22 protein-coding genes and 3 pseudogenes are annotated in these 25562 nt (G+C 69.5%); 10 read left to right on the top strand and 15 right to left on the bottom strand.

Going from position 1 to position 25562, the window contains the following annotated elements; translation table 11 throughout:
* Positions 1 to 424: 424 nt before the first annotated feature.
* Positions 425 to 2071, top strand: coding sequence for a phosphoglucomutase (alpha-D-glucose-1,6-bisphosphate-dependent) (gene pgm, locus ACIQM3_RS08560; protein WP_401620682.1), 1647 nt, complete (start codon positions 425 to 427; stop codon positions 2069 to 2071).
* 52 nt (positions 2072 to 2123) lie between these two features.
* Here pgm and rho read toward each other — a convergent pair whose 3' ends face one another.
* Together rho and ACIQM3_RS08550 are read right to left on the bottom strand one after the other, a co-directional pair.
* On the bottom strand, positions 2124 to 3263 hold the full coding sequence (gene rho / locus ACIQM3_RS08555; protein ID WP_401620679.1) for a transcription termination factor Rho: 1140 nt from the start codon (positions 3261 to 3263) through the stop codon (positions 2124 to 2126).
* Positions 3264 to 3546: 283 nt separating this feature from the next.
* Positions 3547 to 4159 (bottom strand): annotated as a pseudogene (locus ACIQM3_RS08550) (IS701 family transposase); the annotation flags it as partial.
* A 166-nt stretch (positions 4160 to 4325) separates the two neighbouring features.
* On the opposite strand from ACIQM3_RS08550, the gene ACIQM3_RS08545 reads away from it, so the two are divergent.
* Positions 4326 to 4730 carry a type II toxin-antitoxin system PemK/MazF family toxin gene (locus tag ACIQM3_RS08545; RefSeq protein WP_401620677.1) on the top strand — a complete coding sequence of 135 codons (405 nt, stop codon included), beginning with the start codon at positions 4326 to 4328 and terminating at the stop codon, positions 4728 to 4730.
* Positions 4731 to 4931: 201 nt separating this feature from the next.
* Positions 4932 to 5618, top strand: a complete 687-nt coding sequence (locus tag ACIQM3_RS08540; RefSeq protein ID WP_401620674.1) for an HAD family hydrolase — start codon at positions 4932 to 4934, stop codon at positions 5616 to 5618.
* Positions 5619 to 6779: 1161 nt separating this feature from the next.
* Here ACIQM3_RS08540 and ACIQM3_RS08535 read toward each other — a convergent pair.
* Positions 6780 to 6957: pseudogene (locus ACIQM3_RS08535) on the bottom strand (IS5/IS1182 family transposase); the annotation flags it as partial.
* Between the two features lie 331 nt (positions 6958 to 7288).
* On the opposite strand from ACIQM3_RS08535, the gene arr reads away from it, so the two are divergent.
* Complete coding sequence (gene arr / locus ACIQM3_RS08530) at positions 7289 to 7699, top strand: NAD(+)--rifampin ADP-ribosyltransferase (protein ID WP_401620672.1); 411 nt, start codon at positions 7289 to 7291, stop codon at positions 7697 to 7699.
* Between the two features lie 21 nt (positions 7700 to 7720).
* On the opposite strand, the pseudogene ACIQM3_RS08525 reads toward arr, so the two are convergent.
* Both ACIQM3_RS08525 and ACIQM3_RS08520 read right to left on the bottom strand, forming a co-directional pair.
* Positions 7721 to 8194: pseudogene (locus ACIQM3_RS08525) on the bottom strand (transposase); the annotation flags it as partial.
* Positions 8195 to 8667: 473 nt separating this feature from the next.
* Positions 8668 to 9153: a MarR family winged helix-turn-helix transcriptional regulator gene (locus tag ACIQM3_RS08520; RefSeq protein ID WP_401620670.1), complete on the bottom strand. Its 486-nt coding sequence runs from the start codon at positions 9151 to 9153 to the stop codon at positions 8668 to 8670.
* 117 nt (positions 9154 to 9270) lie between these two features.
* Here ACIQM3_RS08520 and ACIQM3_RS08515 point away from each other — a divergent pair, with 117 nt between their 5' ends.
* Positions 9271 to 10758 carry an MFS transporter gene (locus ACIQM3_RS08515; RefSeq protein WP_401620667.1) on the top strand — a complete coding sequence of 496 codons (1488 nt, stop codon included), beginning with the start codon at positions 9271 to 9273 and terminating at the stop codon, positions 10756 to 10758.
* 17 nt (positions 10759 to 10775) lie between these two features.
* Here the strand turns inward: ACIQM3_RS08515 and meaB are convergent, their stop codons facing one another.
* From meaB to ACIQM3_RS08485, 6 genes are all read right to left on the bottom strand, one after another.
* A complete protein-coding gene (meaB, locus tag ACIQM3_RS08510; RefSeq protein WP_401620664.1) occupies positions 10776 to 11765 on the bottom strand; it encodes a methylmalonyl Co-A mutase-associated GTPase MeaB in 990 nt (329 codons plus the stop codon).
* 11 nt (positions 11766 to 11776) lie between these two features.
* Positions 11777 to 14011 (bottom strand): methylmalonyl-CoA mutase, encoded by a 2235-nt coding sequence (scpA, locus tag ACIQM3_RS08505; RefSeq protein ID WP_401620661.1) that lies wholly within the window; start codon positions 14009 to 14011, stop codon positions 11777 to 11779.
* Positions 14011 to 15867 carry a methylmalonyl-CoA mutase small subunit gene (gene mutA / locus ACIQM3_RS08500; RefSeq protein WP_401620658.1) on the bottom strand — a complete coding sequence of 619 codons (1857 nt, stop codon included), beginning with the start codon at positions 15865 to 15867 and terminating at the stop codon, positions 14011 to 14013. Before mutA ends, scpA begins: the two co-directional genes overlap by 1 nt.
* A 165-nt stretch (positions 15868 to 16032) precedes the next feature.
* On the bottom strand, positions 16033 to 18423 hold the full coding sequence (locus ACIQM3_RS08495) for an ATP-binding cassette domain-containing protein (protein ID WP_401620655.1): 2391 nt from the start codon (positions 18421 to 18423) through the stop codon (positions 16033 to 16035).
* Between the two features lie 115 nt (positions 18424 to 18538).
* The gene (locus ACIQM3_RS08490; protein WP_401620652.1) at positions 18539 to 18952 is read right to left on the bottom strand and encodes a VOC family protein; all 414 of its coding nucleotides are present in this window, start codon (positions 18950 to 18952) and stop codon (positions 18539 to 18541) included.
* Between the two features lie 10 nt (positions 18953 to 18962).
* Positions 18963 to 19382 carry a helix-turn-helix transcriptional regulator gene (locus tag ACIQM3_RS08485; protein ID WP_401620649.1) on the bottom strand — a complete coding sequence of 140 codons (420 nt, stop codon included), beginning with the start codon at positions 19380 to 19382 and terminating at the stop codon, positions 18963 to 18965.
* Positions 19383 to 19526: 144 nt separating this feature from the next.
* On the opposite strand from ACIQM3_RS08485, the gene ACIQM3_RS08480 reads away from it, so the two are divergent.
* Together ACIQM3_RS08480 and ACIQM3_RS08475 are read left to right on the top strand one after the other, a co-directional pair.
* A complete protein-coding gene (locus ACIQM3_RS08480; protein WP_401620646.1) occupies positions 19527 to 20021 on the top strand; it encodes a DUF6325 family protein in 495 nt (164 codons plus the stop codon).
* 106 nt (positions 20022 to 20127) lie between these two features.
* On the top strand, positions 20128 to 20925 hold the full coding sequence (locus ACIQM3_RS08475) for a tyrosine-protein phosphatase (protein WP_401620644.1): 798 nt from the start codon (positions 20128 to 20130) through the stop codon (positions 20923 to 20925).
* 100 nt (positions 20926 to 21025) lie between these two features.
* Here ACIQM3_RS08475 and ACIQM3_RS08470 read toward each other — a convergent pair whose 3' ends face one another.
* Both ACIQM3_RS08470 and ACIQM3_RS08465 read right to left on the bottom strand, forming a co-directional pair.
* Complete coding sequence (locus ACIQM3_RS08470) at positions 21026 to 21580, bottom strand: hypothetical protein (RefSeq protein ID WP_401620641.1); 555 nt, start codon at positions 21578 to 21580, stop codon at positions 21026 to 21028.
* On the bottom strand, positions 21577 to 22152 hold the full coding sequence (locus tag ACIQM3_RS08465) for a hypothetical protein (RefSeq protein WP_401620638.1): 576 nt from the start codon (positions 22150 to 22152) through the stop codon (positions 21577 to 21579). Before ACIQM3_RS08465 ends, ACIQM3_RS08470 begins: the two co-directional genes overlap by 4 nt.
* Before the next feature lie 228 nt (positions 22153 to 22380).
* Here ACIQM3_RS08465 and ACIQM3_RS08460 point away from each other — a divergent pair, with 228 nt between their 5' ends.
* The gene (locus ACIQM3_RS08460) at positions 22381 to 22785 is read left to right on the top strand and encodes a DUF1992 domain-containing protein (RefSeq protein WP_401620635.1); all 405 of its coding nucleotides are present in this window, start codon (positions 22381 to 22383) and stop codon (positions 22783 to 22785) included.
* A gap of 43 nt (positions 22786 to 22828) precedes the next feature.
* Positions 22829 to 23311 (top strand): GNAT family N-acetyltransferase, encoded by a 483-nt coding sequence (locus ACIQM3_RS08455; RefSeq protein WP_401620632.1) that lies wholly within the window; start codon positions 22829 to 22831, stop codon positions 23309 to 23311.
* A gap of 60 nt (positions 23312 to 23371) precedes the next feature.
* Here the strand turns inward: ACIQM3_RS08455 and ACIQM3_RS08450 are convergent, their stop codons facing one another.
* Positions 23372 to 23758 carry a VOC family protein gene (locus tag ACIQM3_RS08450; protein WP_401620629.1) on the bottom strand — a complete coding sequence of 129 codons (387 nt, stop codon included), beginning with the start codon at positions 23756 to 23758 and terminating at the stop codon, positions 23372 to 23374.
* 308 nt (positions 23759 to 24066) lie between these two features.
* On the opposite strand from ACIQM3_RS08450, the gene ACIQM3_RS08445 reads away from it, so the two are divergent.
* On the top strand, positions 24067 to 24633 hold the full coding sequence (locus ACIQM3_RS08445) for a DUF6328 family protein (RefSeq protein ID WP_401620626.1): 567 nt from the start codon (positions 24067 to 24069) through the stop codon (positions 24631 to 24633).
* Between the two features lie 6 nt (positions 24634 to 24639).
* On the opposite strand, the gene ACIQM3_RS08440 is transcribed toward ACIQM3_RS08445, so the two are convergent.
* Entirely contained in the window at positions 24640 to 25467 is an 828-nt protein-coding gene (locus ACIQM3_RS08440; RefSeq protein WP_401620623.1) for a VOC family protein, read from the bottom strand.
* Positions 25468 to 25562 lie beyond the last annotated feature (95 nt).

Raw genomic sequence — 25562 nt, 5'->3', positions numbered from 1 at the left:
TCCTCGCTTCTGCGGCGTGTCAGACGACTATGACCGCCTTTGTTCCCCGCTGTGCCGCATGATGGCCGTGCCGTGCGCCTCCGCTCGTATCCCGAGGGAGTATTCCGACGGCGTATCCCCAGGGCTCCGGATACGTCAAGCGTTAATGCGCCGCATTTTCCGTCCAGTTGGTGCCGGAATTCCTGCCGCCCGTGTTCCGGCTGTCCGGTTCGGCATTTTCCGGGCCCCGCCGCGTCTCGGTGCCCTTTCCGTGCGAACCGGCCAACCATGGCGAAACGACCCCGGGTCTGCCGTGCGCCGGGTGTACTGCCGGTCAGGCCCCGTACCCGGGTGTGCGGCCGAGGAGGCAGTATCGGGTACAACTCGTGATGATCGTCCGCCCGGTGGCGGTCCGCGAACGGCCGATGAGGACAGAGGAGAATCGATGGTTCACGAACGGGCCGGTCAGCCGGCGCAGCCCGGAGACCTGGTGGACGTGGCGCGGCTGGTGACGGCCTATTACACGGTTCACCCGGACCCGGGTGAGCCCGGCCAGCGTGTGGCCTTCGGGACGTCGGGGCACCGGGGATCGGCGCTCGCGGCCGCGTTCAACGAGGACCACATCGCCGCCACCACCCAGGCCATCTGCGACTACCGGGAGCGGCAGGGCACGGACGGGCCGGTGTTCCTCGGGGCCGACACCCACGCGCTCTCCGAACCCGCCCGGATCACGGCCGTGGAGGTGCTGGCCGCCAACGGCGTCACCGTCCTGATCGACAGCGACGACGGCTACACCCCCACCCCCGCCGTCTCGCACGCGATCCTCACGTACAACCGGGACCGGAAGAGCGGCCTCGCGGACGGCATCGTCGTCACGCCCTCGCACAACCCGCCCGCCGACGGCGGCTTCAAGTACAACCCGCCGCACGGCGGGCCGGCCGGCTCGGACGCCACCTCCTGGATCCAGGACCGGGCCAACGCCCTCATCGAGGGAGGGCTGAAGGAGGTCCGCCGGATCCCCTACGCCAGGGCGCTCGCCGCCGACACCACCGGGCGGCACGACTTCCTGACCGGTTACGTCGACGATCTCCCGGCCGTCCTCGACCTGGACGCCGTACGCGACGCCGGCATCCGGATCGGCGCCGACCCCCTGGGCGGAGCCTCGGTCGCGTACTGGGGGCGGATCGCCGAGCGCCACCGGCTCGATCTCACGGTGGTCAACCCGCTCGCCGACCCCACCTGGCGTTTCATGACGCTCGACTGGGACGGCAAGATCCGCATGGACTGCTCGTCGCCGTACGCCATGGCCTCGCTGATCGAGCAGCGCGACGCGTACACCATCGCCACCGGTAACGACGCGGACGCCGACCGGCACGGCATCGTCACGCCGGACGGCGGGCTGATGAACCCGAACCACTACCTGGCCGTGGCCATCCGCTACCTCTACTCCCACCGGGAGAACTGGCCGGCCGGCACCGGCATCGGCAAGACCCTGGTCTCCTCCTCCATGATCGACCGGGTCGCCTCGGACCTGGGCCGGCAACTGGTGGAGGTCCCTGTGGGCTTCAAGTGGTTCGTCGACGGGCTGTTCGGCGGCACCCTGGGATTCGGCGGCGAGGAGTCCGCCGGAGCGTCCTTCCTGCGCCGCGACGGCCGGGTGTGGACGACGGACAAGGACGGCATCCTGCTCGCCCTGCTCGCCTCGGAGATCACGGCCGTCACGGGCTCGACCCCCTCCCAGCACTACGGCGAACTCACCGCCCGGTTCGGCGATCCGGCCTACGCCCGGATCGACGCCCCCGCGACCCGTGAGCAGAAGGCGGTGCTGGCCAGGCTCTCCCCGGAGCAGGTCACCGCGGACACGCTGGCCGGTGAGCCGATCACCGCCGTGCTCACCGAGGCGCCCGGCAACGGCGCGGCCGTCGGCGGGCTCAAGGTCTGCACCGACAGCGCGTGGTTCGCGGCCCGCCCGTCCGGCACGGAGGACGTCTACAAGGTGTACGCGGAAAGCTTCCAGGGCGCCGGGCACCTGGCCAGGGTCCAGGACGAGGCGCGCGCTCTGGTCTCCGACGCGCTGGGTGCCACCGGCTGAGCGGCCGGGCGGGCGTGCCCGGCGCGCCCGCCCGCGCGGCCAACCGCGTCGATCACGCGTCAGGGACGGTGTGCTGGACCTGACGGAGGAAGGTGGCGTTGTCGGGTGTCCTGCGGATCCTGTCCAGCAGCGCTTCGAGCGTGGACCGGGCGTCCCTCGACCGCAGGGCGCGCCTCAGGCCCCGTACGGCGGCCAGCTCTGCCGAGGGCAGCAGGAGTTCCTCACGGCGGGTGCCCGAAGGCGTGATGTCGACCGCGGGGAAGACCCGTCGGTCCGCGGACGCACGGTCGAGGCGGAGCTCCATGTTGCCGGTGCTCTTGAGCTCCTCGAAGAAGTAGTCGTCGGCGCGGGAGCCGGTGTCCACCAACACGGTCGCCAGAATGGTGAGCGAACCGCCTTCCTCGGCGAGCCGGGCCGCGCCGAACAGCTTCTTGGGACCGATGAGCGCCGACGCGTCCACGCCACCGCTCAGAGTGCGGCCGCCGGCCCCGGCGTTGTTGTTGTGAGCGCGGCACAGCCGGGTGAGGGAGTCGAGAAGGATCACGACGTCGCGGCCCTGTTCGACCAGCCGCTTGGCGCGTTCCACGGCGAGGTCCGCGAGCGCGATGTGCTCCTTGGCGGGCCGGTCGAAGGTGGAGGCGTACACCTCCCCGCGCACGGAGCGGCGCATGTCCGTGACCTCTTCGGGGCGTTCGTCCAGGAGGACCACCATCAGATGGCACTCGGGATGATTGACGGCGACCGACGCGGCGATCTGCTGCAGAAGCACGGTCTTGCCGGTCTTCGGAGGCGCGACGATCAGGCCGCGCTGCCCCTTGCCGACGGGTGAGACGAGATCGATGATCCGCGGGGCCGGGCCCCCGTCCGGCCTCTCCAGGCGCAGGCGCTCCCGGGGGTGGAGCGGGGTGAGGTCACGGAAGTGCGGACGGCCGCGGAGCTCGTGGGCCGCACGGCCGTTGACGGAGTCGACGCCGGACAGGGCGCGAGGGCGTTCGCACGTCCCGTCGACGACATCGCCCTTGCGCAGGCCGTACCGCCGGATCAGTGCGGGCGACACCTGGACGTCGCGGGATGAGGGATGGCCGCCGTCGGTGCGCAGTACGCCGTGTCCGTTGTTCGTGGTGTCGAGGACACCGACGGTGCGGACGGGCTGATCCTGCCGGATCACGGGGCGTTCGAGTGTGCTGGTCATGGTGGGTCCTTTCGCGGACATGGCGATGAGAGGTCCGGCGAAGGCAAGGCGGCGGAATCACGCCTTGTGCGACGGGCGCAAGAAGCCCGGACCGGACGGAAGTGATGGTGCGAGAGGCTGGATCGCCGGTCGTAGAAGAACGGGCGCAACAGCGGGGGAGAAGCACCGGCGCCCGATTCGGGCGTTCACGTGTGCTGAAGACAACTTACCACGCCGGGCCGTGGAGGGGGCATGGCCACCAACATGTCGGCGCGAAACCTCCTGGTGCCTGTGGTGACCGCGTGCGAGACCTCCTGGTGCCTGTGGTGACCGCGTGCGAGCAGGCCACCGTGAGGACGTAGCCGGTGCCGCGTTCCTCGAGTGCCGTGCGCAGCCTCGGGTTGCCGCCGTAGACCCCGTCTCCCGCGACCCAGGCGGCCCGATGGACGGCGTCGAGGAATCGGGTGACCATGCGAGCGGCCGGCTCCGGCTTGGTCGCGAACTCCGTCTGCCACCGAGGCCGGCGGCCCGGCAGCGGTCGGGATCGGAGGTCCAGGAACGCGGAACACAGAGTTCCCGGTCCATTGCGGCGTGCCCGCGGCGGCCGGCGTAGACCAGGTGGACGGCGAGCTGGGCGTTCTCGATCCTGCCCGCGGTGCCGGTGCTGCCGCTGGACTCCAGCGGTGTCGGTGCCTTTCTTCACGTCGCCGGTCTCGTCGACACCAGCACCGCCTCGTCGTCGTGCAGATGCTCCACCACGTAGTCACCCACCTCGTCGCCGGCTGGTCGGCATCCCACTTCGCCCTCCCGGGCAGGTGCTGCGTGCCGTCCGGGGCCCTGTCCCCGGCGCCGAGTACCAACTTCCGGGCCCGGCGTCGCGATTCGATCCGTGTGAAGTGTCCCGCTATCCGGCTCATCAGGCCCTCGAACGCCTCCTGCCAGCAGGCAGGGTCTACGCTGTGACCTGTGGCGACCGCATGATCGTTTGTCTTCACGCACCGATGATCAACGGTGGCCGCACCCGTCTTCACACCGCGTCAGGTCGCGCAGCGTCTGCCTGTCGTCCTGTGTATCGGAGGGCTTGTGCAACGTGGCGAAGTCTGGTGGGTCCAGTTCGACGAGCTGAGGTTGGTCGTACTGCTGTCAGGAGACGACGCGTCCGGGTTCCAGGTGATGCAGGTCGTCGCTCCGGCGGGCCTCGACATCAGCGGTCTGGGCATCGAAGTGACGGTCGGCGCCGGTGAGGGGCTGCCGCTCGAAGGCGTGCTGCGGCTCGCGTTCCCGCGTCCAGGCTTCACCCCGTGCACGTGGCTGACCACCGTGTCCCGGGACGACCTGATAGAGCGGGCGGCCGTCCTGTCCTCCAGGAAGCTCAGCGAGATCGACGATGCCCTCCGACTCGCTGAACAAGCACAGGAGCGGACCCCGGCAACGACCGCGAAGCTCAGCGAGATAAGGGACGCCCTCCGTCGCGGTGAACTCGGGTAGACGGAGAAGGAGCCGATGCCCGCGACGGCATGGGCGATCTCGGGCGAGATGATCCACGCTGGACAGCTGCCGCCTCGACGCCTCTCACCATCGAGATCACGATCCAAGGCTGGAGTACCAGGCAACAGAAGCGCCCTCGCCCGGCATCAGCTAAGGCTTGTCCCAAACTTCTCGCTCAGGGACTGATGGCATGATCGCGGCGTGATCAGTGAACTCGGCCAGTCTGGTGTGATGAGGTATGTCCTGTTCGATGTCGATGGCACATTGATCGATGCCGTGGACAATCAGCGCCAGGTCTGGCGCACGTGGGCAGAGCGACACGGACTGGACCCTGATGAGGTGTACCGAGTGGCGCTGCGGACGAGGCCGATGGAGACCTTCGCGCAGGTCGCTCCGGACCGGGACGCTCAGAAGTGCCTGGACGCACTGCACGAGCTGGAGGACGAGGATGTCCGCTCCGGCACCTATACGGCTTTCGACGGCGCTGCGGACCTGCTGAACGCTCTGAGGCCCGGGGCCTGGGCACTCGTGACGTCGAACTATGAGCACCGGGTACGTGGACGTTTCGCACGGGCGGGCTTGCCGGTCCCGGAGGTCCTCGTGGATGCGGCTGCGGTGGAGGAGGGCAAGCCGTCGCCGGTACCGTATCTGCAGGCGGCCGCGCGACTTGGCGCTCAACCGGAGGACTGCCTGGTCATCGAGGACGCCCCTTCCGGGGTGCAGTCCGGGCTGCGTGCCGGGATGACAGTGTGGGGCGTCAACACCCTCGCAGCGGTGGACGGCGTGCATCGTCATTTTGACAGCCTGCACGAAGCGGTCCGCGACATCCTCGCCTTCGTCTCCGGATCTCTCCCTCGCGGGCTGGAGGGGTCGGCAGCATTGCAATGATCTTGCTATGGCTGGTGTGATCTGGGCGTCGGAGCCGTTCCTGGGCAATCCCGTTCACCGGGCTGAGCCCGCGCCGGTTCACGTAACTGGTCACGCCACGGCGGGGTACGGGAGTCGAGCCACCCGCCGGGGCCGGCGTGGAGTCAAGTGCAGATCCGAATCCGCTGCCGACCGCATCCTCGACCACCTCGGTCCGCTCATGGCACCGTGAGGCGCTCGGTGACTGGGATCGTCGGGGTGATCGGACACGCCAGCCACCTTCTCCGGCCACCCGAAATCGCGTTGTCCAGACCGTTTCCCCGTCAAGGCCCCTCCCTGAGAGGCCGGGCGACATACGGGTGGGCCGGTGCGACGTCTGGCACCGGCCCACCCGTACATACCGGATCCTTCGATCCATTGCCGACGTTCTCGGCAGCCTCACCTGACGCGGCTCGCTGTCAGCCCGACCGGGCGTTGGTCCGCTGGGGCGACGAACAAGCAGATCTGAGAAGGCGCCCATAAGGCCGTCAGAGCGATCGAAGGTCCGTGCGTTCGCATCTCGACAGTCACAGACCGATCTCACGCCTTGCGTGTGCACGAGAGCGCAGATGAGATTCCTGAACGTCTGTCCGCTGTCTGAGCAGGGCTGTTGGCTCAGAGGACTAGAAGTAGTGCTTACGCCCGCCGACCTTGCGTCCGCTTGCACCGAGGATCCACAGGACAGCGCCCACCACGACAAGCACACCACCGATCGTCGTCAGCAAAGATATGCCGACAAGCAGGCCGATTATGAGCAGAATGGCACCGAGTAGAATCATGGCAGTTCCCATCATCGAGTTTCGTGGGCGTGTACGAACATCCGCTTCCCAGCGGCCTCATCACGCCCGACCTGTACAACCTGGCTGACTTCAAGCCGACAGCGGTTAGGTCTCTGCTGCGCTCATCCTCGTGCCCCGCCAGATCGCGTTCATGCACACCTCAAGGACACAATGAGATCCGTAAAGCTTCACGATCGTCCCTCACGGGCCGTGTCGGCATCGAAGCGTGAAGGGGCCTGCCTGGTGAGCAGCCGGAACGGCTTGGGTTGCTGCCTGTCGTAGATGCTTTTTGACGGTGACCTCCGGCTGCAGGCGAAAGGCCGTCGCGTCTCCGGTCCGCGACGGGCCTCGAGATCCCCAACTACGGGGCGATCTGCCGTGACGTCAGGTTGGTCCGCCGTACGTGGCCACCAGCAGTACCCGGCCCCCCGGGCAGAGCAGACACGGCCGTCCTCGCCGGACGTCACCGCCACGACGGCGCACCAGCGCGACCAGCTTGGGAAGTGCGACTCGTACAATCCCGAGAACGGCTCGATCCACATCGGATCACTTGCCGAGGCTCCCGCAGATCGTCGCCGCGATCAGCCGCACTACCGGAGTCGCCGTTACATACCGGGCGATCCCGCGAGAGGCTCTCACAGGGCTGGATCCGAACGCACCGGCTTTTACCTGCGTAGAGGTATCTGCCAAGAAGCACGAAGGGGCCAGGGCCCGGCGCAGCGCCTCGTCCTGCGGCTCCACCTCCGCGCCTAAGGGGTGCCCCACAACCACTGGTCAGGGTTGGATGATCATGCTGTTCCCGGTGTGATCACGGTCTCCGAGCCGTCTTGGACATCTCGCCGTCACGACAGCTCGATTTGATAACCTGTGGCGATGGACGAGGCGTTGGACGAGGGGCCGTTCTTTCACGGCACAAAGGCCGAGCTGCGGGTCGGGGATCACCTCACCGCCGGTTTCCGTTCCAATTACCGGCCCGAGATCCTCATGAATCACATCTACTTCACCGCGTTGCGCGACGGCGCAGGACTCGCCGCCGAACTTGCTGTCGGCGACGGGGCCCCGCGAGTGTATGTCGTCGAACCCACCGGGGGGTTCGAGAACGATCCCAACGTCACCGACAAGAAGTTTCCTGGAAACCCCACCCGCTCCTATCGCAGCAGGGAACCGCTCCGGATCGTTGGCGAGGCCACCGACTGGACGCGACAGACACCCGAAGCACTCCAGATGTGGCGGGACCGACTGGCCGCAATTCGGCAGGACGACGGCGCCGAAATCATCAACTAACTTGATCTTCGACCTTTGCGGCGGGCGTGGGTCCATTGACTTCTTCGTTCGTCGTTTTGCGAGCCTGGTTTGCCGACCGTGTGCACGTCGGGGCGTGGGTGGGCCGGGTGTTCTTGCTTCCGCGTGGCCGGCCGGTCCGGGGCGGGAGGCTTTCGGTGCTCCGGCTGGGCAGTCGCCCTTCGGGCGGAGGTGCCGAAAGTCACGGCGGACGCGGGCAGGGGTCAGTCTGTCGGGCGGGGTCGGTTTTTCCCACGGCCGCGGGAGGTCGGCTGCCAGTGGGCGGGCGAGCCGTAGCTGGGTGAAGGCCGCGAGGACCAGCCAGGACCAACGGTCGGCGGCTTCCGGGGTGCGGATCTTCGGGCAGGTCCAGCCGAGTGTCTGCTTGAACAGGCGGAAGGTGTGCTCGATGTCGAAGCGCCGCGGGAATGTCTGCCAGAGCATGTCGACGTCGGTCTCACTGGCGCCGGTGTCTGACCACCACGGCCGGACCGGCTCCATCATCTGGCGGAACAAGCACGCCACGACGAGCGTCTACGGAGAGTTGTGCGCAAGGGGAGTGTCGCCTGACGTGCATGACCATCACGTGGTTACGACTCGCGGCTCGGCGTTGACGAAGCCGAGCCGCCGGTTCATGCCGATGGCCGAAGCGTTGTCAGGGGGTGGAAGGTTCGCAGCAGGTGCATTCCGTGAGAACGCGCGAAGCCGATGGCCAGAAGCTTCATGGCCAGCGAGATTCCCCTTCCCCGAAGGCTGGCCAGCAGCCCGGCCATCTCGCTGAAGGCGGGCCCTTCGGGTTGGAGCGACGTGGTTGCCATGCCGGCCCATGACCCACCGTCCAGGGCAACGCTCCGGGATGTCGGCGGAGCATGTCTTGTTCAGGTTTGAGCCGAACTCACTCGACGGCCATGAGGGCACCTCCAGGATCACCAGCCCGAACACGCCCTCGAAGCCAATCGATCAAAGGCACGTCACATCACACTCCGCTCCGCGAGGTAGGCGTCCATGGTGGAGTTCAGGTCAGTCACGAAGGACTCGAACCTAGCCAGGAGTTCCGGCGGATAGTGCGACATCGTGGCGTCGAGGCGAAGGGCGAGCGGGCCGAAGAACTCGTCCGCCCGTTCCTGGATGTGCGGGCCGCTGCGCAGGGTGACGACGCGGCGGTCCGAGTGTTCGCGGGTGCGGGTGACGTGCCCTGCCGCTTCGAGGCGGTTCAGGAGTGCGGTGGTGGCGCCCGTGGACAGGGAGATCCGCTCGCTCAGCCGGGCCGGCGACAGCGGTGTGCCGCGCTCCTCGGCGGCGGCGATCTCCAGCACCGCGGTCGCGTCGGTGGAATGCAGGCCCAGCCAGGCGGCGAAGCGTCGGCTGAGCTCGGCGTAGTGGCCGCCGTAGATTCTCAGCCCCTCCATCAGTCGCTCACGCTGCGCCGCGACACCGTCGCGCGTCCCGTCCTCCATGTAAGGCCCGCCACCTCTCTCTCCTGCCACCCGATCCGCGTCGTCGGCGCGCTTTGACAACCTACCGCCATCAATTTACCTTCATCATGGAATTACTTCACCATGGAGGTATCAGGTATGAGTGACCCGTCCCCCGCCATCGATGCGAGCACCGAGCCCTACCGATGGCGGTGGCTGATCCTTGTGGTGATGCTGGTCGCGGAGGTCATGGATCTCCTGGACGCGTCGATCGTGAATGTCGCCGGACCGGCGCTGGAGGAGTCCCTCGGCGCCAGTCCTGTAGGCCTTCAGTGGGTGATCGGCGGTTACGCCCTCACCTTGGGGGCCGGGCTCGTGCTCGGTGGCCGGCTCGGGGACCGCTACGGGCGGCGCAGTATGTTCCTGATCGGCCTGACCGCCTTCACCGCGACCTCGCTGCTGTGTGCGTTGGCGCCCGACATCGCATCACTGATCGTCTTCCGGCTGCTGCAGGGAGCCGCCGGGGCGATGCTCCTGCCGCAGGGTCTCGGTCTGCTGCGGGAGAACTTCTCCGGTCCCGAACTCACCAAGGTCTTCGGGATCTTCGGCCCCGTCCTCGGGCTCGGCGGCATCATCGGCCCGGTACTCGGCGGCTTCCTCGTCGAGGGTGACTTCTTCGGCCTGGGCTGGCGGTCGGTGTTCCTGGTCAATCTGCCCATCGGTATCGCCGCCCTGATCACGGCCGCGAAGTGCGTGCCTGAGAAGGCCGGTGACCGCACGGTGAGCGTCGACATGCCCGGTGCCGCGCTGGTCGCGTCGTCCTGCGCGCTCCTCGTCCTGCCGCTGAACCAGGGGCAGGAGGACGGATGGCCACTGTGGACGTGGCTGTGCATGGCCGCCGCGGCCATCGGATTCGTCCTGTTCGCGGTGCACCAGCGCCGTACGGCAGCGGCGGGCCGTGAGCCGCTGGTCACCGCCGGCCTGCTGCGCAAGCCCGCCTTCACCGTCGGGCTCGGCGGCATCGCCCTGTTCTTCGCCGGGCTCGTCGGCACGCAACTCGTGCTGACCCTCTATCTCCAGATCGGCCGGCACTTCACCGCCGGTGACGCGGGACTCGGCAACCTGCCCCTCGCGGTCGGCACGGCGATCGGCGGGGCGGTCAGCGGCGCGGTCCTCGCCGACAAGGTCGGCCGCAAGGTCCTCCAGATCGGCCCGCTCGTCCAGCTCGCCGGTGCGACGCTGCTCTGGTTCGAGCTGGACGGCCTCACCACGGCCTCGTTCTCCATCAGGGACATCGCCCCGGGCATCACCGTCTCAGGAATCGGCGCGGGCATGGTCATCGCCGCCCTGTTCAGCTTCGTCCTCGCCGCCGTCGACGACAAGGAGATCGGCTCCGCCTCCGGAGTCCTGTCGGCCGTCCAGTCCATCGGTGGCTCCGTCGGCGTCGCCGTCTTCGGCTCCTTGTTCTTCAACCAGGCCGGGCGCGGCGATTTCACCGGCGGATTCCACCGCGCCCTCATCGTCCAGGCGTGCCTCCTGGCCGCGTTCCTCGCCATCACCTTCCTACTGCCCCGACGCGGGCGCCCCGACGAGGAGCAGCACGGCATCGACGACAACCCCGCCGACACACGGCATGCCGCCGTGTGACCCCGGCCGGGCGTCCCTCAGGCCTCCCCGCGGAACGCCCGCAGGATCTGCCCGGCAGCCAGCGTCGCTGTCAACTCGCCCCCACGGACACGCTGTTCCAGCTCGGGGGCGAGCGTACGCACCGCCGGATGGGTGCGCAGGCTGTCCAGCAGTTCGTCACGGACCATCGCCCAGGTCCAGTCCACCTGCTGCTCACGGCGCTTGGCCGACAGCCGCCCCGTGGACTCCAGGAGCGTACGGTGCTGCTCCAGCCGCTCCCACAGTGCGTCCAGACCGGTCGCTTCCCTGGCGCTGCAGGTCAGCACCGGGGGAGTCCAGGCCGCGTCCACGGGGTGCATCAGCCGTAGCGCACCCGCCAGTTCACGTGCCGCGGAGCGGGCGTCGCGTTCGTGCGGGCCGTCGGCCTTGTTGACCGCGATGGCGTCCGCCAGCTCCAGGACACCCTTCTTGATGCCCTGCAGCTGGTCGCCCGTGCGCGCCAGGGTGAGCAGCAGGAACGTGTCGACCATATTGGCGACCGCCGTCTCCGACTGCCCTACACCGACCGTCTCCACCAGCACCACGTCGTAGCCGGCGGCCTCCATCACCACGATGGACTCGCGGGTCGCCTTGGCCACCCCGCCGAGGGTCCCTGCGGTGGGGGAGGGGCGTACGAACGCCCGCGCGTCCACCGCCAGCCGCTCCATCCGGGTCTTGTCACCCAGGATGGAACCGCCCGTACGGCTGGACGACGGGTCCACGGCCAGCACGGCGACCCGGTGCCCGAGCCCCGTCAGCATGGTGCCGAGCGCGTCGATGAACGTGGACTTCCCCACGCCCGGCACCCCGCTGACCCCGATGCGCCTGGCCCGCCCCGAATGCGGCAGCAGCTCGCTGAGCAGTCGTTGCGCCGCGGTCCGGTGATCGGGGCGGGTGGACTCGACCAGGGTGACAGCGCGTGCCACGAACGCACGTTTCCCGGCGAGCACACCCTTGGCGTATGTGTCGGTGTCGATGTCTCGCGCCATCCGTCAGCGGCTCACAGCTCGTGGCCGAGCGCGGCACCGAGCCGCGTGACCAGATCGTGGGCGGCGTCCGGGATCACGGTGCCGGGTGGGAACACCGCGGCGGCACCGGCCTCGTGCAGCGCCTCGATGTCCTGCGGCGGGATCACCCCGCCCACCACGATCATGATGTCCTCCCGGCCCTCGGCGGCCAGCTCCTCGCGCAGCGCGGGCACGAGGGTGAGGTGACCGGCGGCGAGCGACGAGACGCCCACGACGTGCACGTCCGCCTCGACCGCCTGCCGGGCGACCTCACCGGGCGTCTGGAACAGCGGGCCGACATCGACGTCGAAGCCCAGGTCGGCGAAGGCCGTCGCGATCACCTTCTGGCCGCGGTCGTGACCGTCCTGGCCCATCTTGGCGACGAGGATGCGCGGACGCCGCCCCTCCGCCTCCTCGAAGTCGTCGACCAGTGTGCGGGTGCGGTCCACGGACGGGGACTCTCCTGCCTCTTTGCGGTACACCCCGGAGATCGTACGGATCTGGCCGGCGTGCCTGCCGTACACCTTCTCCAGCGCGTCGGAGATCTCGCCGACCGTGGCCATGGCCCGGGCCGCGTCGACGGCCAGCGCCAGCAGATTGCCTTCGAGACCCGGCCCAGGGTCCCGCTCCGCCGCGGCCGTCAGGGCGCGCAGGGCGTCCTGGCAGGCCCTCTCGTCGCGCTCCTCGCGCAGCCGGCGCAGCTTCTCGATCTGCTGCGTGCGCACCGAGGAGTTGTCGACCTTGAGCACGTCGATCTTCTCGTCGGTCTCCACCCGGTACTTGTTCACGCCGATTACGGGCTGGCGCCCGGCATCGATCCGGGCCTGCGTACGCGCCGCGGCCTCCTCGATGCGGAGCTTGGGGATGCCCGCGTCGATGGCCTTGGCCATGCCGCCGGCCGCCTCGACCTCTTCGATGTGCTGCCAGGCCCGCGCCGCGAGGTCGTGGGTCAGCTTCTCCACGTACGCGCTGCCGCCCCACGGGTCGATGACCCGGCAGGTGCCGGACTCCTGCTGCAGCAGCAGCTGGGTGTTGCGGGCGATCCGCGCCGAGAAGTCCGTCGGGAGCGCGAGCGCCTCGTCGAGCGCGTTGGTGTGCAGCGACTGCGTGTGTCCCTGGGTCGCCGCCATCGCCTCGACGCAGGTGCGGGTGACGTTGTTGAACACGTCCTGGGCTGTGAGTGACCAGCCGGATGTTTGCGAATGGGTGCGCAGGGAGAGTGACTTGGGGTTCTTCGGGCCGAACTCCTTGACCAGCTTCGCCCAGAGGAGGCGGGCGGCCCGGAGCTTCGCGATCTCCATGAAGAAGTTCATGCCGATCGCCCAGAAGAAGGAGAGGCGAGGGGCGAACGCGTCCACGTCCAGGCCCGCCGCCTGTCCGGCCCGTAGATACTCCACCCCGTCGGCCAGGGTGTACGCCAGCTCCAGGTCGGCCGTCGCGCCGGCTTCCTGGATGTGGTAGCCGGAGATGGAGATGGAGTTGTACCGGGGCATCTTCTGCGAGGTGAACGCGAAGATGTCGGAGATGATCCGCATCGAGGGGCCGGGCGGGTAGATGTAGGTGTTGCGGACCATGAACTCCTTGAGGATGTCGTTCTGGATGGTCCCGGCCAGCTTCTCGGGGGCGACCCCCTGCTCCTCCGCGGCGACGATGTACAGGGCGAGCACGGGCAGCACGGCGCCGTTCATCGTCATGGACACCGACATCCGGTCAAGCGGGATGCCGTCGAAGAGCTGGCGCATGTCGTAGATCGAGTCGATCGCCACGCCCGCCATGCCGACGTCACCCGTCACCCGGGGGTGGTCGCTGTCGTAGCCGCGGTGGGTGGGCAGATCGAACGCGATGGACAGGCCCTTCTGTCCGGCCGCGAGGTTCCGGCGGTAGAAGGCGTTGGACTCCTCGGCCGTGGAGAATCCGGCGTACTGACGGATCGTCCAGGGCTGGTTGACGTACATCGTCGGGTACGGGCCGCGCACGTACGGCGCGATGCCGGGGTAGGTCCCGAGGAAGTCGAGCCCCTCCAGGTCCCGTCCCGTGTACAGCGGCTTGACCTCGATGCCCTCCGGCGTCTCCCAGAGCAGCTCGTCCTCGGACCGGTCGGCCGACTCCTTCACCGCGGCCTGCCACTGGTCCTCGGAGACCTCGGCCGGGGTCTCGCCGGTCAGCGCCACCTCGGAGAAGTCCGGCACGGGTGTCCCTGGGGACGTCGTGGTCTCGGGGGTCTGCATCACGCCACTCCCATACGGTCGAGTTCGGAGGAGAGGACGGAGACCACGTCGCAGCCGGCGAACACCTGCACGTCGGCTCCGGTGTACTCGCCGGGCCGCCCCGCGAGGAAGATCTGTTCGGCGCCGGCGCCCCTGAGGGCCGAGGCGACGGCCTCGCCCTGTTCGGCGTAGAGCGTGTCGGCCGAGCACAGGCAGGCGATCGTCGCCCCACTGGCCGTGAAGGCCTCGGCAGCGGTCGACGCGTCCACGGAAGCAGGCTCGTGGACGGGCTGGATGCCGCCCGACAGGAAGAGGTTCGCGGCGAAGGAGGCCCGGGCGGTGTGCAGCGAGGCGGGCCCGAGCGCGGCGAGGAACACCTTCGGCCGGCTGCCCGTGGCCGCGAGGTGCGCGTCCGACCTGGACCGCAGCGCCTCGAACGCCTCGTCGCGCCTGACCTGGGGCAGCCCGCCGCCCGGTGGCGCGGCGGGTACGGGCTCGCGCTCCACGGGCCGCTCGTCGAGGGACGGGAACTCGCTGACCCCGGTCACCGGCTCCTTGCGCCGTGCCAGATCCCTGCTCCGGGCCGCCCAGGTGGCCGCGAGCCGCTCCTGGACCATGCCGGACCTGAGAGCGGCGGCCTGGCCGCCGGCCCGCTCGACCTCCTGGAAGAACGCCCAGGCGGCAGCGGCGAGTTCATCGGTCAGCCGCTCGACGTACCAGGAACCGCCCGCCGGGTCCGTCACCCGGGCCAGATGCGACTCCTCCATCAGGATCGTCGACGTGTTACGGGCGATCCGCCGGGCGAACGCGTCCGGCAGACCCAGTGCGTGATCGAACGGCAGCACGGTGACGGATTCGGCTCCGCCGACGCCCGCGCCCAGGCAGGCCAGCGTCGTCCGCAGCATGTTCACCCATGGATCACGGCGCGTCATCATCACCGACGAGGTCACGGCGTGCTGCCGCTGCGCCCCGGCGTCCGGGGCCCCGCAGACCTCGGCGACACGGGCCCACAGCCGGCGGGCGGCGCGCAGCTTCGCGATCGTCAGGAACTGGTCGGCCGTGGCCGCGTACCGGAACTCCAGTTGCGCGCAGGCCTCCTCGACGGAGAGTCCCGCCGACGTCAGCGCCCGGAGGTAGGCGACACCGGTGGCCAGTGAGAGCCCCAGCTCCTCGGCGGCCGAACCTCCCGCCTCGTGGTACGGCAGCGCGTCCACGGCCAGGGACCGCAGCCCGGGGTACTCGCGGGAGCACAGCCGCGCCCAGTGGACGGCGTCGCTCAGCGCAGGCTCCGTGCCCGTGCGCGCGGCCTGCCCGAGCGGATCCACCCCGAGGCTGCCCCGTGCCGTCTCCTTCGCGACGCCCCGGGCCTCGTAGAGCCCGAGCAACTCACGGACGGCGGGCCCGGGATCGGCTCCCGCGTCGAGTACGACGGGAGCCAGATCGAGATGGACGCCCTCGAGCGCGCGGGTGAGGCCCGACACCGGAACCCCACCGGGCCCGCCGACGGCCAGCCAGAGCGACGTGACGCCGTTCTCCAGATCGCCGAGCACGGCCTCGTTGAGGCGCACCGGATCGGCCAGCGCGTGGCGCTGGCGCACGTCCCAGCCGTCCGTGGTGTTTCCCGTCGGCCTGCTGCCCCGGGTGAAGGGTGCGAAGCCGGGCAGACCGGGGTCCGCCGATACGTCGATGGAGGTGTACAGGGGGCGGACTGTGAGCCCGTCCCCGAGCGCGGTGGACAGCGCTTCCTCGGTGGCCGAGCCCGTGACTTCCTTGCCCGACTTGCGCAGTACGCCTTCGACAAGGCTCTGCCACTGGTCGTGGGAAGGGTCGGGGAACTCGGCGGCCTGGGAAAGCCCGTCAGCAGGCAGGACCGTCATGCTCAGATGCTAGGTCAGCACTCCGATGAGCAGCAGGGCCACTTGCTGTGACCTTGCACTCTCCGAAATGTGCCGGATCCGCTGGGTGGTGCTGCCTTGTCCCGCGGATCTTGAACCGAGGCGCGGCCCCGCGCCGGCATCCGGGCCGGCGCAGGTCCACGCAGGTCACGCCTTGACGTAGGCCGCGAGGTGCTCGCCGGTGAGGGTCGAGCGGTCGGCCACGAGGTCGGCCGGTGTGCCCTCGAAGACGATCCGGCCCCCGTCGTGCCCCGCGCCCGGCCCGAGGTCGATGATCCAGTCCGCGTGCGCCATGACCGCCTGATGGTGCTCGACGACGATCACCGACTTGCCGGAGTCGACTAGCCGGTCGAGCAGACCGAGCAACTGCTGGACGTCGGCGAGGTGCAGACCCGCCGTCGGCTCGTCGAGGACGTAGACGCCGCCTTTCTCGGCCATGTGGGTGGCGAGCTTGAGCCGTTGCCGTTCGCCGCCGGAGAGCGTGGTGAGCGGCTGGCCGAGGGTCAGGTAGCCGAGCCCCACGTCGGCGAGCCGGCCGAGGATGCGGTGTGCGGCTGGCGTGCTCGCCTCACCGCTGCCGAAGAACTCCTCGGCCTCGGCCACCGACATCGCGAGCACCTCACTGATGTCCCGGCCGCCGAAGTGGTATTCGAGGACCGACGCGTCGAACCTCTTGCCCTCGCAGTCCTCGCACAACGTCGTGGTGCCGGCCATCATCCCCAGGTCGGTGTAGATGACCCCCGCGCCGTTGCACGTGGGGCAGGCACCCTCGGAATTGGCGCTGAACAGCGCCGGCTTCACGTCGTTGGCCTTGGCGAACGCCTTGCGGATGGGGTCGAGCAGTCCGGTGTACGTGGCCGGGTTGCTGCGGCGCGAGCCCTTGATGGGGCTCTGGTCGACCGACACCACGTTCTCGCCGGCAGGGATCGAGCCGTGCACCAGCGAGCTCTTGCCGGAACCGGCGACTCCGGTGAGGACGGTCAGCACCCCGAGCGGGATGTCGACGTCGACATCCCGCAGGTTGTGCAGCGAAGCCCCGCGGATCTCCAGCGCGCCGGTGGGCTTGCGCACCGACTCCTTGACGGCGGCCCGGTCGTCGAAGTGGCGGCCCGTGACGGTGGAACTCTTCCGCAGTCCCTCGACGCTTCCCTCGAAGCAGACGGCGCCCCCTGCCGTGCCGGCGCCGGGGCCGAGGTCGACGACATGGTCGGCGATCGCGATCGTCTCCGGCTTGTGCTCCACGACGAGCACCGTGTTGCCCTTGTCCCGCAGGCGCAGCAGCAGGTCGTTCATCCGCTGGATGTCATGGGGGTGCAGGCCGATGGTGGGCTCGTCGAAGACGTAGGTGACGTCCGTGAGCGAGGAGCCGAGGTGACGGATCATCTTGACGCGCTGCGACTCGCCGCCCGAGAGCGTGCCCGCAGGACGGTCGAGCGAGAGGTAGCCGAGACCGATCTGTACGAAGGAGTCGAGGGTGTGCCGCAGCGCGGCGAGCAGAGGTGCGACCGACGGCTCGTCGAGCTTGCTCACCCAGGAGGCCAGATCGCTGATCTGCATCGCGCAGGCGTCGGCGATGCTGATCCGCTCGATCTTCGACGACCGGGCGCCGTCGCTGAGCCGGGTGCCGTCGCACTCGGGGCAGGTGGTGAAGGTGACCGCACGCTCCACGAACGCCCGGATGTGCGGCTGCAGCGCCTCCTTGTCCTTGGACAGGAACGACTTCTGGATCTTGGGGATCAGCCCCTCGTAGGTGAGGTTGACGCCGTTGACCTTGACCTTGACCGGCTCCCCGTAAAGGAAGTCCTGCAGTTCCTTCTTGGTGTACTTACGGATCGGCTTGTCCGGGTCGACGAAGCCCGACTGTGCGTAGACCTGCACGGTCCACTGGCTGTCCGACTTCCAGCCGGGGATGGTGAACGCGCCCTCGGCGAGCGACTTGGAGTCGTCGTAGAGCTGGGTGAGGTCGATGTCGGAGACCGAGCCCCGGCCCTCGCAGCGCGTACACATGCCGCCCGTGCGGTTGAAGGTCGCCTTCACGGTCTTGGTCTTGGCGGTACCGCGTTCGACGGTGATGCCGCCGCTCGCCCGGACCGACGCGGTGTTGAAGGAGTACGCGCCGGGCGGGCCGATGTGCGGCTTGCCGAGCCGGCTGAAGAGGATGCGCAGCATCGCGTTGGCGTCGGTGGCGGTTCCGACCGTGGAACGCGGGTCGGCTCCCATCCGCTGCTGGTCGACGATGATCGCCGTGGTGAGCCCTTCCAGCACGTCGACCTCGGGGCGCGCCAGAGTCGGCATGAAGCCCTGCACGAAGGCGCTGTAGGTCTCGTTGATCATCCGCTGCGACTCGGCGGCGATCGTGCTGAACACCAGCGAACTCTTGCCCGAGCCGGAGACGCCGGTGAACACGGTGAGCCGGCGCTTCGGGATCTCGACGCTGACGTCCTTGAGATTGTTCACGCGCGCGCCGTGCACGCGGATCAGATCGTGGTTGTCCGCAACATGCGGCGCGGGCGACCGGCTGTCCGTCCTCGTGGCCATGCTTGTGGTTTCTCCATCTGTCACGCGGGCCGCCTGCGCGGTCGCCGTGGGCGTCACCGGCGCGTCGCGGCAACGGTCGTTGTCTATCAGAGGACGGTCCCGTCCCGGAGCGGAATCAGCTGCGGGGCTGGTTGAAGCGCAGCATGTTCCCGGACGGGTCGCGGAAGGCGCAGTCGCGGACGCCGTACGGCTGGTCCACCGGTTCCTGGAGCACCTCGCCACCCGCCGCGCGGATGCGCTCGAAGGTGGCGTCGCAGTCGTCGGTACTGAAGATGACACCGCGCAGCAGGCCCTTGGCCAGCAGTTCCGCCATGATCGCCTTGTCGGCGGGGGAGGCGTTCGGGTCCGCGAGTGGCGGCTCGAGGACGATCTCGACACCGGGCTGCGACGGCGCGCCGACGGTCACCCAGCGCATCCCCTCGAAACCGACGTCGTTGCGCACCTCCAGGCCGAGGACATCCCGGTAGAAGGCCAGCGCCTTGTCGTGGTCGTCGACGGCGATGAAGCACGTCGAAAGGTTGATTTCCATGCGAATAACGCTACGGGCGGCGGAAAGCTTTCGCTTCTCCGTTCCTGACCGGTCTTGTACGGATCTTGGCGACGCAGGCCGGGATGGCGGCGCCCGCGTCATGGGGGCGCGCCCGGTATGCGCTCGGGCTCTCGCCGACGAGTTCGGTGAACCGTGAGCTGAACGACCCCAGCGAGGTGCACCCGACCGCGAAGCAGACCTCCGTCACCGTGAGGTCGCCCCGCCGCAGCAGGGCCTTCGCACGCTCGATCCGGCGCGTCATCAAGTAGCTGTACGGCGTCTCCCCGAACGCGGCGCGGAAACTGCGGGAGAAATGGCCCGGCGACATGAGGGCGACGCGGGCGAGCGCGGCGACGTCGAGCGGCTCCGCGTAGTCGCGGTCCATCCGGTCCCGGGCCCGGCGCAGCCGGACGAGGTCTTCCAAGGTCACACCACCACCATCCCATGGGCGGCGGAGCGCGGAAGGCGGCGCACGTTCCGCCCATGCCCGCTCTGCCATCTATTTTCACAGTGCGTAACGGATTGCCCGAAGTTAAGCTGCTGTCGATCCAGAACCGCAGGGGAAGGACACACCATGGCCGTGGGACCCGTGGAGTATCTCGTCGTCACCTTTCCCGGCAGCCGTTTCGCCGACGCGATCGCGCCCGTACTGGCCGACGCCGTCGCGTCCGAGGCGGTACGCATCCTCGACCTGGCCTTCGCCCGCAGAGGTGCGGGCGGCGCCCTCGAGTATGTCGAGCTGCGGGAGATGGACCCCCAGGGGCTCGTGTCGTTCGAATCGCCGGGTGAGCGGGATGCCGGGCTGCCACGGATCACAGGTCTCGATGTGCTCGAACGCCTGCCCGAGGAGAGTTCTGCCGCACTGATCGTGTGGGAGGACCTCTGGTCGGTGCCCCTCACCCGGGCGGTCCAGGGGGCGGGTGGCCTTCTCCTGGCGCACGAGCGCGTCCCGGCGGACGGCGGGGACGATGTCATCACGCTGCTCGAGAGGCTCGCCGATCTGAAGCAGCGGGGCGTTCTCACCGACGCGGAGTTCGCGGCACAGAAGACAAGGATCCTCGCCGACTGATTCCCCTCCGCCGGTGTCCCGGTACCTCACGTTCCCTTTGTCGATATTCGCACGCCGTGCGACGTTGATTCCGACCTGCAGTCTGTCGGGAAAGAGGCAGTTCATCGTGCAGACCGCCCGGGCCGTCCCCGCCTCCACCGTTGTCAACCTGCGCGATCTGGGCGGCATCGCCCTGGGGCGTCATCGCCGCCTGCGACAGGGAATCCTGCTGCGTTCGGGCCAGCTGAGCGACTTCGACGCGGAGCACGACATGGCGGTGGCCGCGCTCGGCATCCGCACCGTCGTCGATCTGCGTACCGCCGACGAGCGCCGATGGGCGCCGGACCGGTTGCCGACGGGTGCGCGGCTCTTCGTCGCCGACGTCCTCGGCGACAACCCGGGCGTGACACCGGCACGGATCAAGGTGCTGCTCAGTGACCCGGACGGAGCAGCCCGTCTGCTCGGCGGCGGGAAGGCGGAGGAGCTCTTCGCCCAGACCTACCGGAAGATGGTCCTCTCGCCGGGAGCGGCGGCCGCCTACCGCGCCTTCCTGGACACCGTCGCGGATCCGTGCGCGAGACCGCTGCTCTTCCACTGCGCGACCGGGAAGGACAGGACGGGCTGGGCCGCCGCGCTGCTGCTGATGATGGCGGGTGCGTCCCGTGACGTCGTACGCGCGGAGTTCCTCGCGGTGAACCGTGCGGTGCGCGCCGCCTTCGGGCCCGCGGTGCGGCGCTTTCTCGACGAGGGCGGAGACCCGGACATCGCGTCCGCCGTCATCGAGGCCCGGCCCCGCTATCTCGAGGCGGCCCTGGACGCGATGGACGAGCGCTGGGGCGGACTCGACGGCTACCTGGGCAAGGCTCTGCGCCTCCCCCCGGCAGTGGCCGAGCGGCTGCGCGCCGATCTGGCCGTCCCGGCCTGACCGGGCGGCCCCGGTCAGGCCGGGACGGCCAGGGCACGGGCCGGCCCGGCGCCACGTCGGGGGGACGTGGCGCCGGGCCGGTGCGCGGTAACCGTGCCGCTCAGATCTTCAGCAGTTGTTCGCTGAGGTCGCGGTAGCGCTGCAGCGCGATGCGCAGCTCCTCCGTCTGGGCCTCGGTGTCCTGCTCCTGCCAGCTCGAGCGCAGGACGCGCCTGCGTTCAGCGAGGGCCTCCGTCAGGCCCGAGACGATCTGGTCGAACGTGCTGTCCGCCTCCTCGACCGCCCGGCGGGGGCTCTCGACGAAGTCGGTGACCGCCTGCTGCATCCGGAGCGCCAGCCTGTCCTGGGCGTCCCGGGGGACCAGCCGGTCGGTGTCGGTGCTCGCGTGGTGTCCGGTGGTCTCGTGGTGTCCGGTCCGCTCGGCCCGTGGCGCGGCGGGCGCAGTCCGAGGAGCCGGCGGAACGCTGAGGTCATCCGGACCTCCGCTCCTCGGCTCACGGTCCATGCTCTCTCCGGGCGTGAACCCGGCCGCTGTGCCCGGTGCCGCGCCCCGTGCGGATCCGGGCGCCCTGCCGGGTGCGGTTCCGGGGGCGTCGACGGGCGGGGGCTCCGTGGCGGAGACGGGCTCTGTCATGTGTTCGGTGCGGTTCTTCATGCTGCTGCACTGCCTTTCGTCTCGTGCCGGTCGGTCCGGGCCCGCTCGGCCGGTGCGTCCGCGAGAAGTACGTCGAAGAGCGAGCGGGACTCGATCAGTGCCTTCCTCATCTCCTCCGTGCCGCCCTGGCCACGCACGGCCGTGTGCACCCTGCGGTAGCCGTCGACCTGCTCGGGGTGGTGGACGGAGAGGGCGGCCGTCTGCTCCTCGAAGCTGCCGCCGTCCGGGAAGCCCCGGTCGTGCGCCAGCTGGGCCAGGAGCGCGTCGGCTTCGACGACCGCTTCCCTGGGGGAGTCGATGAACTGTTCCTGTACCTCTGCCCAGCGGCGGGCGTACGCCTCACGGGCTTCCGGGCGCAGGGGCCGCTCGGACAGGGAGCCGTGCAGCTTCACCCGCTCGGAGAGCTCGTGTTCGGCCGCAGCTGTGTCGCCGTCGTGACGGGCGACCGTACGGTCGTACTCGGGTCCGAAGCGGCGCCGCAGCCCATGCCCGCCGGTCCTGCGGCCACGGACGAGGAAGAAGGCGAGCGCGGCCACGAGAACGACGGCAACGATGATCACCACGGTCGTCATGGCCGACGCTCCCGTCGGTTCGCGGTCGGTGCGTCGTGCTGTTTCACTCTCGTCAACCCCTTCCAATTCGGGCCCGGTTCGGTGTACTCGCCGGGCGGTGTGCAACAGGCGTGTATCCCCCTGGGCGCCGTTCAAGCGAAAACGCCCCCGGTATCCTGGAAAACGCAGACCCGGACGTGCCCGGCCGAACGCGGATCCGTCCGGTACGAGTTGCGAGAGGGGCGTGCGGTGACCGAGCGCAAACCAGCAGGGGTCAGCTTCGAGACCTGGGTCGACCGGCAGATCCGCGAGGCCGGGGAGCGGGGCGCCTTCACCGACCTGCCGGGTGCCGGAAAGCCGATTCCCGGTCTCGAGAAGCCGTACGACCCGATGTGGTGGATCAAGGCGAAGATGGAGCGTGAGGGGCTGTCGGCGCTCCCGCCCTCGCTGACGCTGCGGAAGGCGGCCGAGGACGCCCGGCAGGAGGCGTCGCAGGCACGGTCGGAAGCCGAGGTCCGTCGCATCCTGGCCGAGATGAACGAGAGGATCCGGGAGGCGCTCGCCAGGCCCCCGGCGGGCCCGCCGCTGAACCTCGAGCCGTTCGACATCGACGCGATCGTGGCCGAGTGGCACGCCGGACGATGCGCGCGCTGAGCATCATGTGTGCCCGGCGCCGGGAGTGCGTAATACTCACCTCATGAGACGGAGCATTACGGACCGGCGCGGCGGCGTCCACGTCAGACGAGCCGTCGCGCGGGACGCCAGGCGGCTCACCCGTCTGGTCACCACATCTCGCGCCTACGAGGGGCCGTACGCGCCCATGGTCGCGGGGTACAAGGTCGGCCCCGACTACATCGAGGCGCACGCCGTCCATGTGGCCGTGGACGACGACGGCCGAGTGCTCGGCTTCTACGCCTTGGTCCTTTCCCCTCCGGAGCTCGACCTGATGTTCGTCGCCGACGATGCCCAGGGGCGGGGTATCGGGCGGTTCCTCGTCGGCCACCTGCGCGACGAGGCGCGCCGTGCCGGCATCGCCGCCGTACGTGTGGTCGCGCACCCGCCGGCCGAGGGCTTCTACCGCAGCGTCGGCGCCGAACGCACCGGCACCGTCGCGGCCCGCCCTCCCGCGGTGATGTGGGACCGGCCCGAGCTGACGCTGAGGACCGACGGCGCTCTCTGAGCCGAACGGCCCGGCCCCGGTCGGGGCCGGGCCGTTCATGCGCGCCGGGGGCGGATTCGGCTACGACCAGCCGCCGTACGGGCGGGTGATGAGCTCCATGCCGTGACCGCTCGGATCAGGGAAGTACACCCCTCGTCCGCCGTCGTTGTGATTGATCTCGCCGGGGTGCTTCTTGTGGGGGTCTGCGTAATACGTGATCCCCTGCGCCTCGATACGTTCGAAAGCCGTGTCGAACTCCGCCTCCGAGATGAGGAACGCGTAGTGCTGCACCGTGATCGACTCGGCGGGAACGGTCGCGAAGTCCAGCGTGACGCCGTTCGCGAGAACGACCGGGATGAAGGGTCCCCATTCCGTTCCGACGGTGAGACCCAGGATGTGCGCCAGGAACTCGGCGGACTCGCGGTTGTCCCGGCTGTGAACGATGGTGTGATTCAACTCGACTGACACTGTGGAATGCCTCCAACAGGCATCTCACGGGCTACCTCCACGCCTCACCCAGCCGGTGACCGACGCGCGATGCCGTATGACGATCCTAGGCGAGTAGTCACGGTGCGTCGAGGTCTGGCCCTCGGCCCGCGGACCTGCCGTCCTTCCCGCTGCCGCTGTGGTGGTTTTCCCGGCGGCTGCCACCATGGAGAGCACCGGCCGCCGAGCCGCCCCACACCGGACCGGCCGCCCGGCGACGCCGGTGAGCCAGGATTCACGGCCGCTTCGCGGGGCACGTGTACCACCTCTACGAGGTGGGGGAGGCATCCATGGGACAGAGACCGGTGGGCAGCGGCGGGAGCGGTACGAACCCTCGCAGCGGACGCCAGGAGACCGAGGAGGAGCGGGCGGACCGGCAGTGGGGCGACCTGCTCCAGGAACTCCGGGTCGCGCAGACCGGGGTCCAGATCCTGTTCGGCTTCCTGCTCGCGGTGGTCTTCCAGCCCCGCTTCGCCGATCTCTCCACCGTCGACCGGAACATCTACGTCGTGACCGTCATGCTGGGGTCCGCGACCGCGGCCGCGCTGATAGGGCCCGTGTCGTACCACCGGCTGCTCACCGGCCGCCGGATGAAGCCGCAGACGGTCACCTGGGCCTCACGCCTCACGAAGCTGGGCCTCGGCCTGCTCTTCTGCACGATGTGCAGCACGCTGCTCCTCATCCTGAGGGTGGCGCTGCACAATGTGGCGGCACTGTGGCTGGTCGGCGGGATGGCCCTGTGGTTCCTGGTCTGCTGGTTCGTGTTCCCGCTCTGGGCCATCGCCCGGGACAACGGCCGACGAGCCGCCGACGCGGGAGAGGCCCCGGACGCCGGAGACCCGGACCCGCGTCCCTGACCCCGGTCAGTCCTCGTCCACGCCCGCCGGGCCACGTACGTCCGTCACGGTGAAGAGTCCGCCGTCCGGGTCCTTCAGCGTCGCCTCGTCGCCGAACCGCACTTCGCGCCGCTCCATGAGGGTCCCCCCGTTCCGCTCCGCAGCCTGGACGGTCGCGCCGACATCGGGGACAGGGAACTGCACCTGCCAGTGCGGACGCACCTGCGGGTCGGGAGCGGCCTCCACGGCACCGGAGCTGATGCGGGCCAGCGGACGGCCGTTGCAGCGTACGAGCACCTCTTCCTTCACGTACGCCACCTCGCAGCCGCCGGGCTCCCCGCTCTCCCAGCCGAGGACCTCGCCGTAGAAGATCGCGGCGTCGAAGGCGTCCCTGGTGCGCAGTCGCAGCCAGGCGTGCGCCCGGTTCCCGGACGGCGCGAGGGTGGCCGCGCGCCCGGTCCACTCCCAGACACCGAAGGACGCGCCGTCCCGGTCGGCGGCCAGGACCGCACGTCCCTGCCCGACCGTCAGCGGGCCCACGGCCACGGTGCCGCTGCGCTCCCGGATGCGGTCCGAGACGACATCGGCGTCCCGGACCGAGAAGTAGGGCATCCAGGCCACGCCCACCTGATAGGCGGACGCGACCGCGCCGATGCCGGCCACCGGCACACCGTGGGAGCGCGCCATCAGGAAGTCCCTGCCCAGCGGTCCGGGGCGGAAGGTCCAGCCGAGAACGGCACCGTAGAAGCGCCGCGCGTCCTCGAGGTCGCGGGTCACCAGATGGACCCAGCAGGGGGCGCTCGCACCGCTCAGCACTGCCGGTTCCGGCGCGCCCCGCGGATCGCTAGGAGTCATGGTCCACTGCCTTATCGGTTCTGCGGCATGACTTCTTCGGTGCCGCGCGGCCAGGACCAGCCTCATCCGCCTCGGCGTCTCCCGCAACACGCGGC

Source organism: Streptomyces sp. NPDC091271 (assembly GCF_044757505.1).
GTDB lineage: Bacteria > Actinomycetota > Actinomycetes > Streptomycetales > Streptomycetaceae > Streptomyces.
The sequence above is the reverse complement of the archived record's forward strand: the minus strand, read 5'-3'. Positions and strand labels throughout refer to the sequence as shown.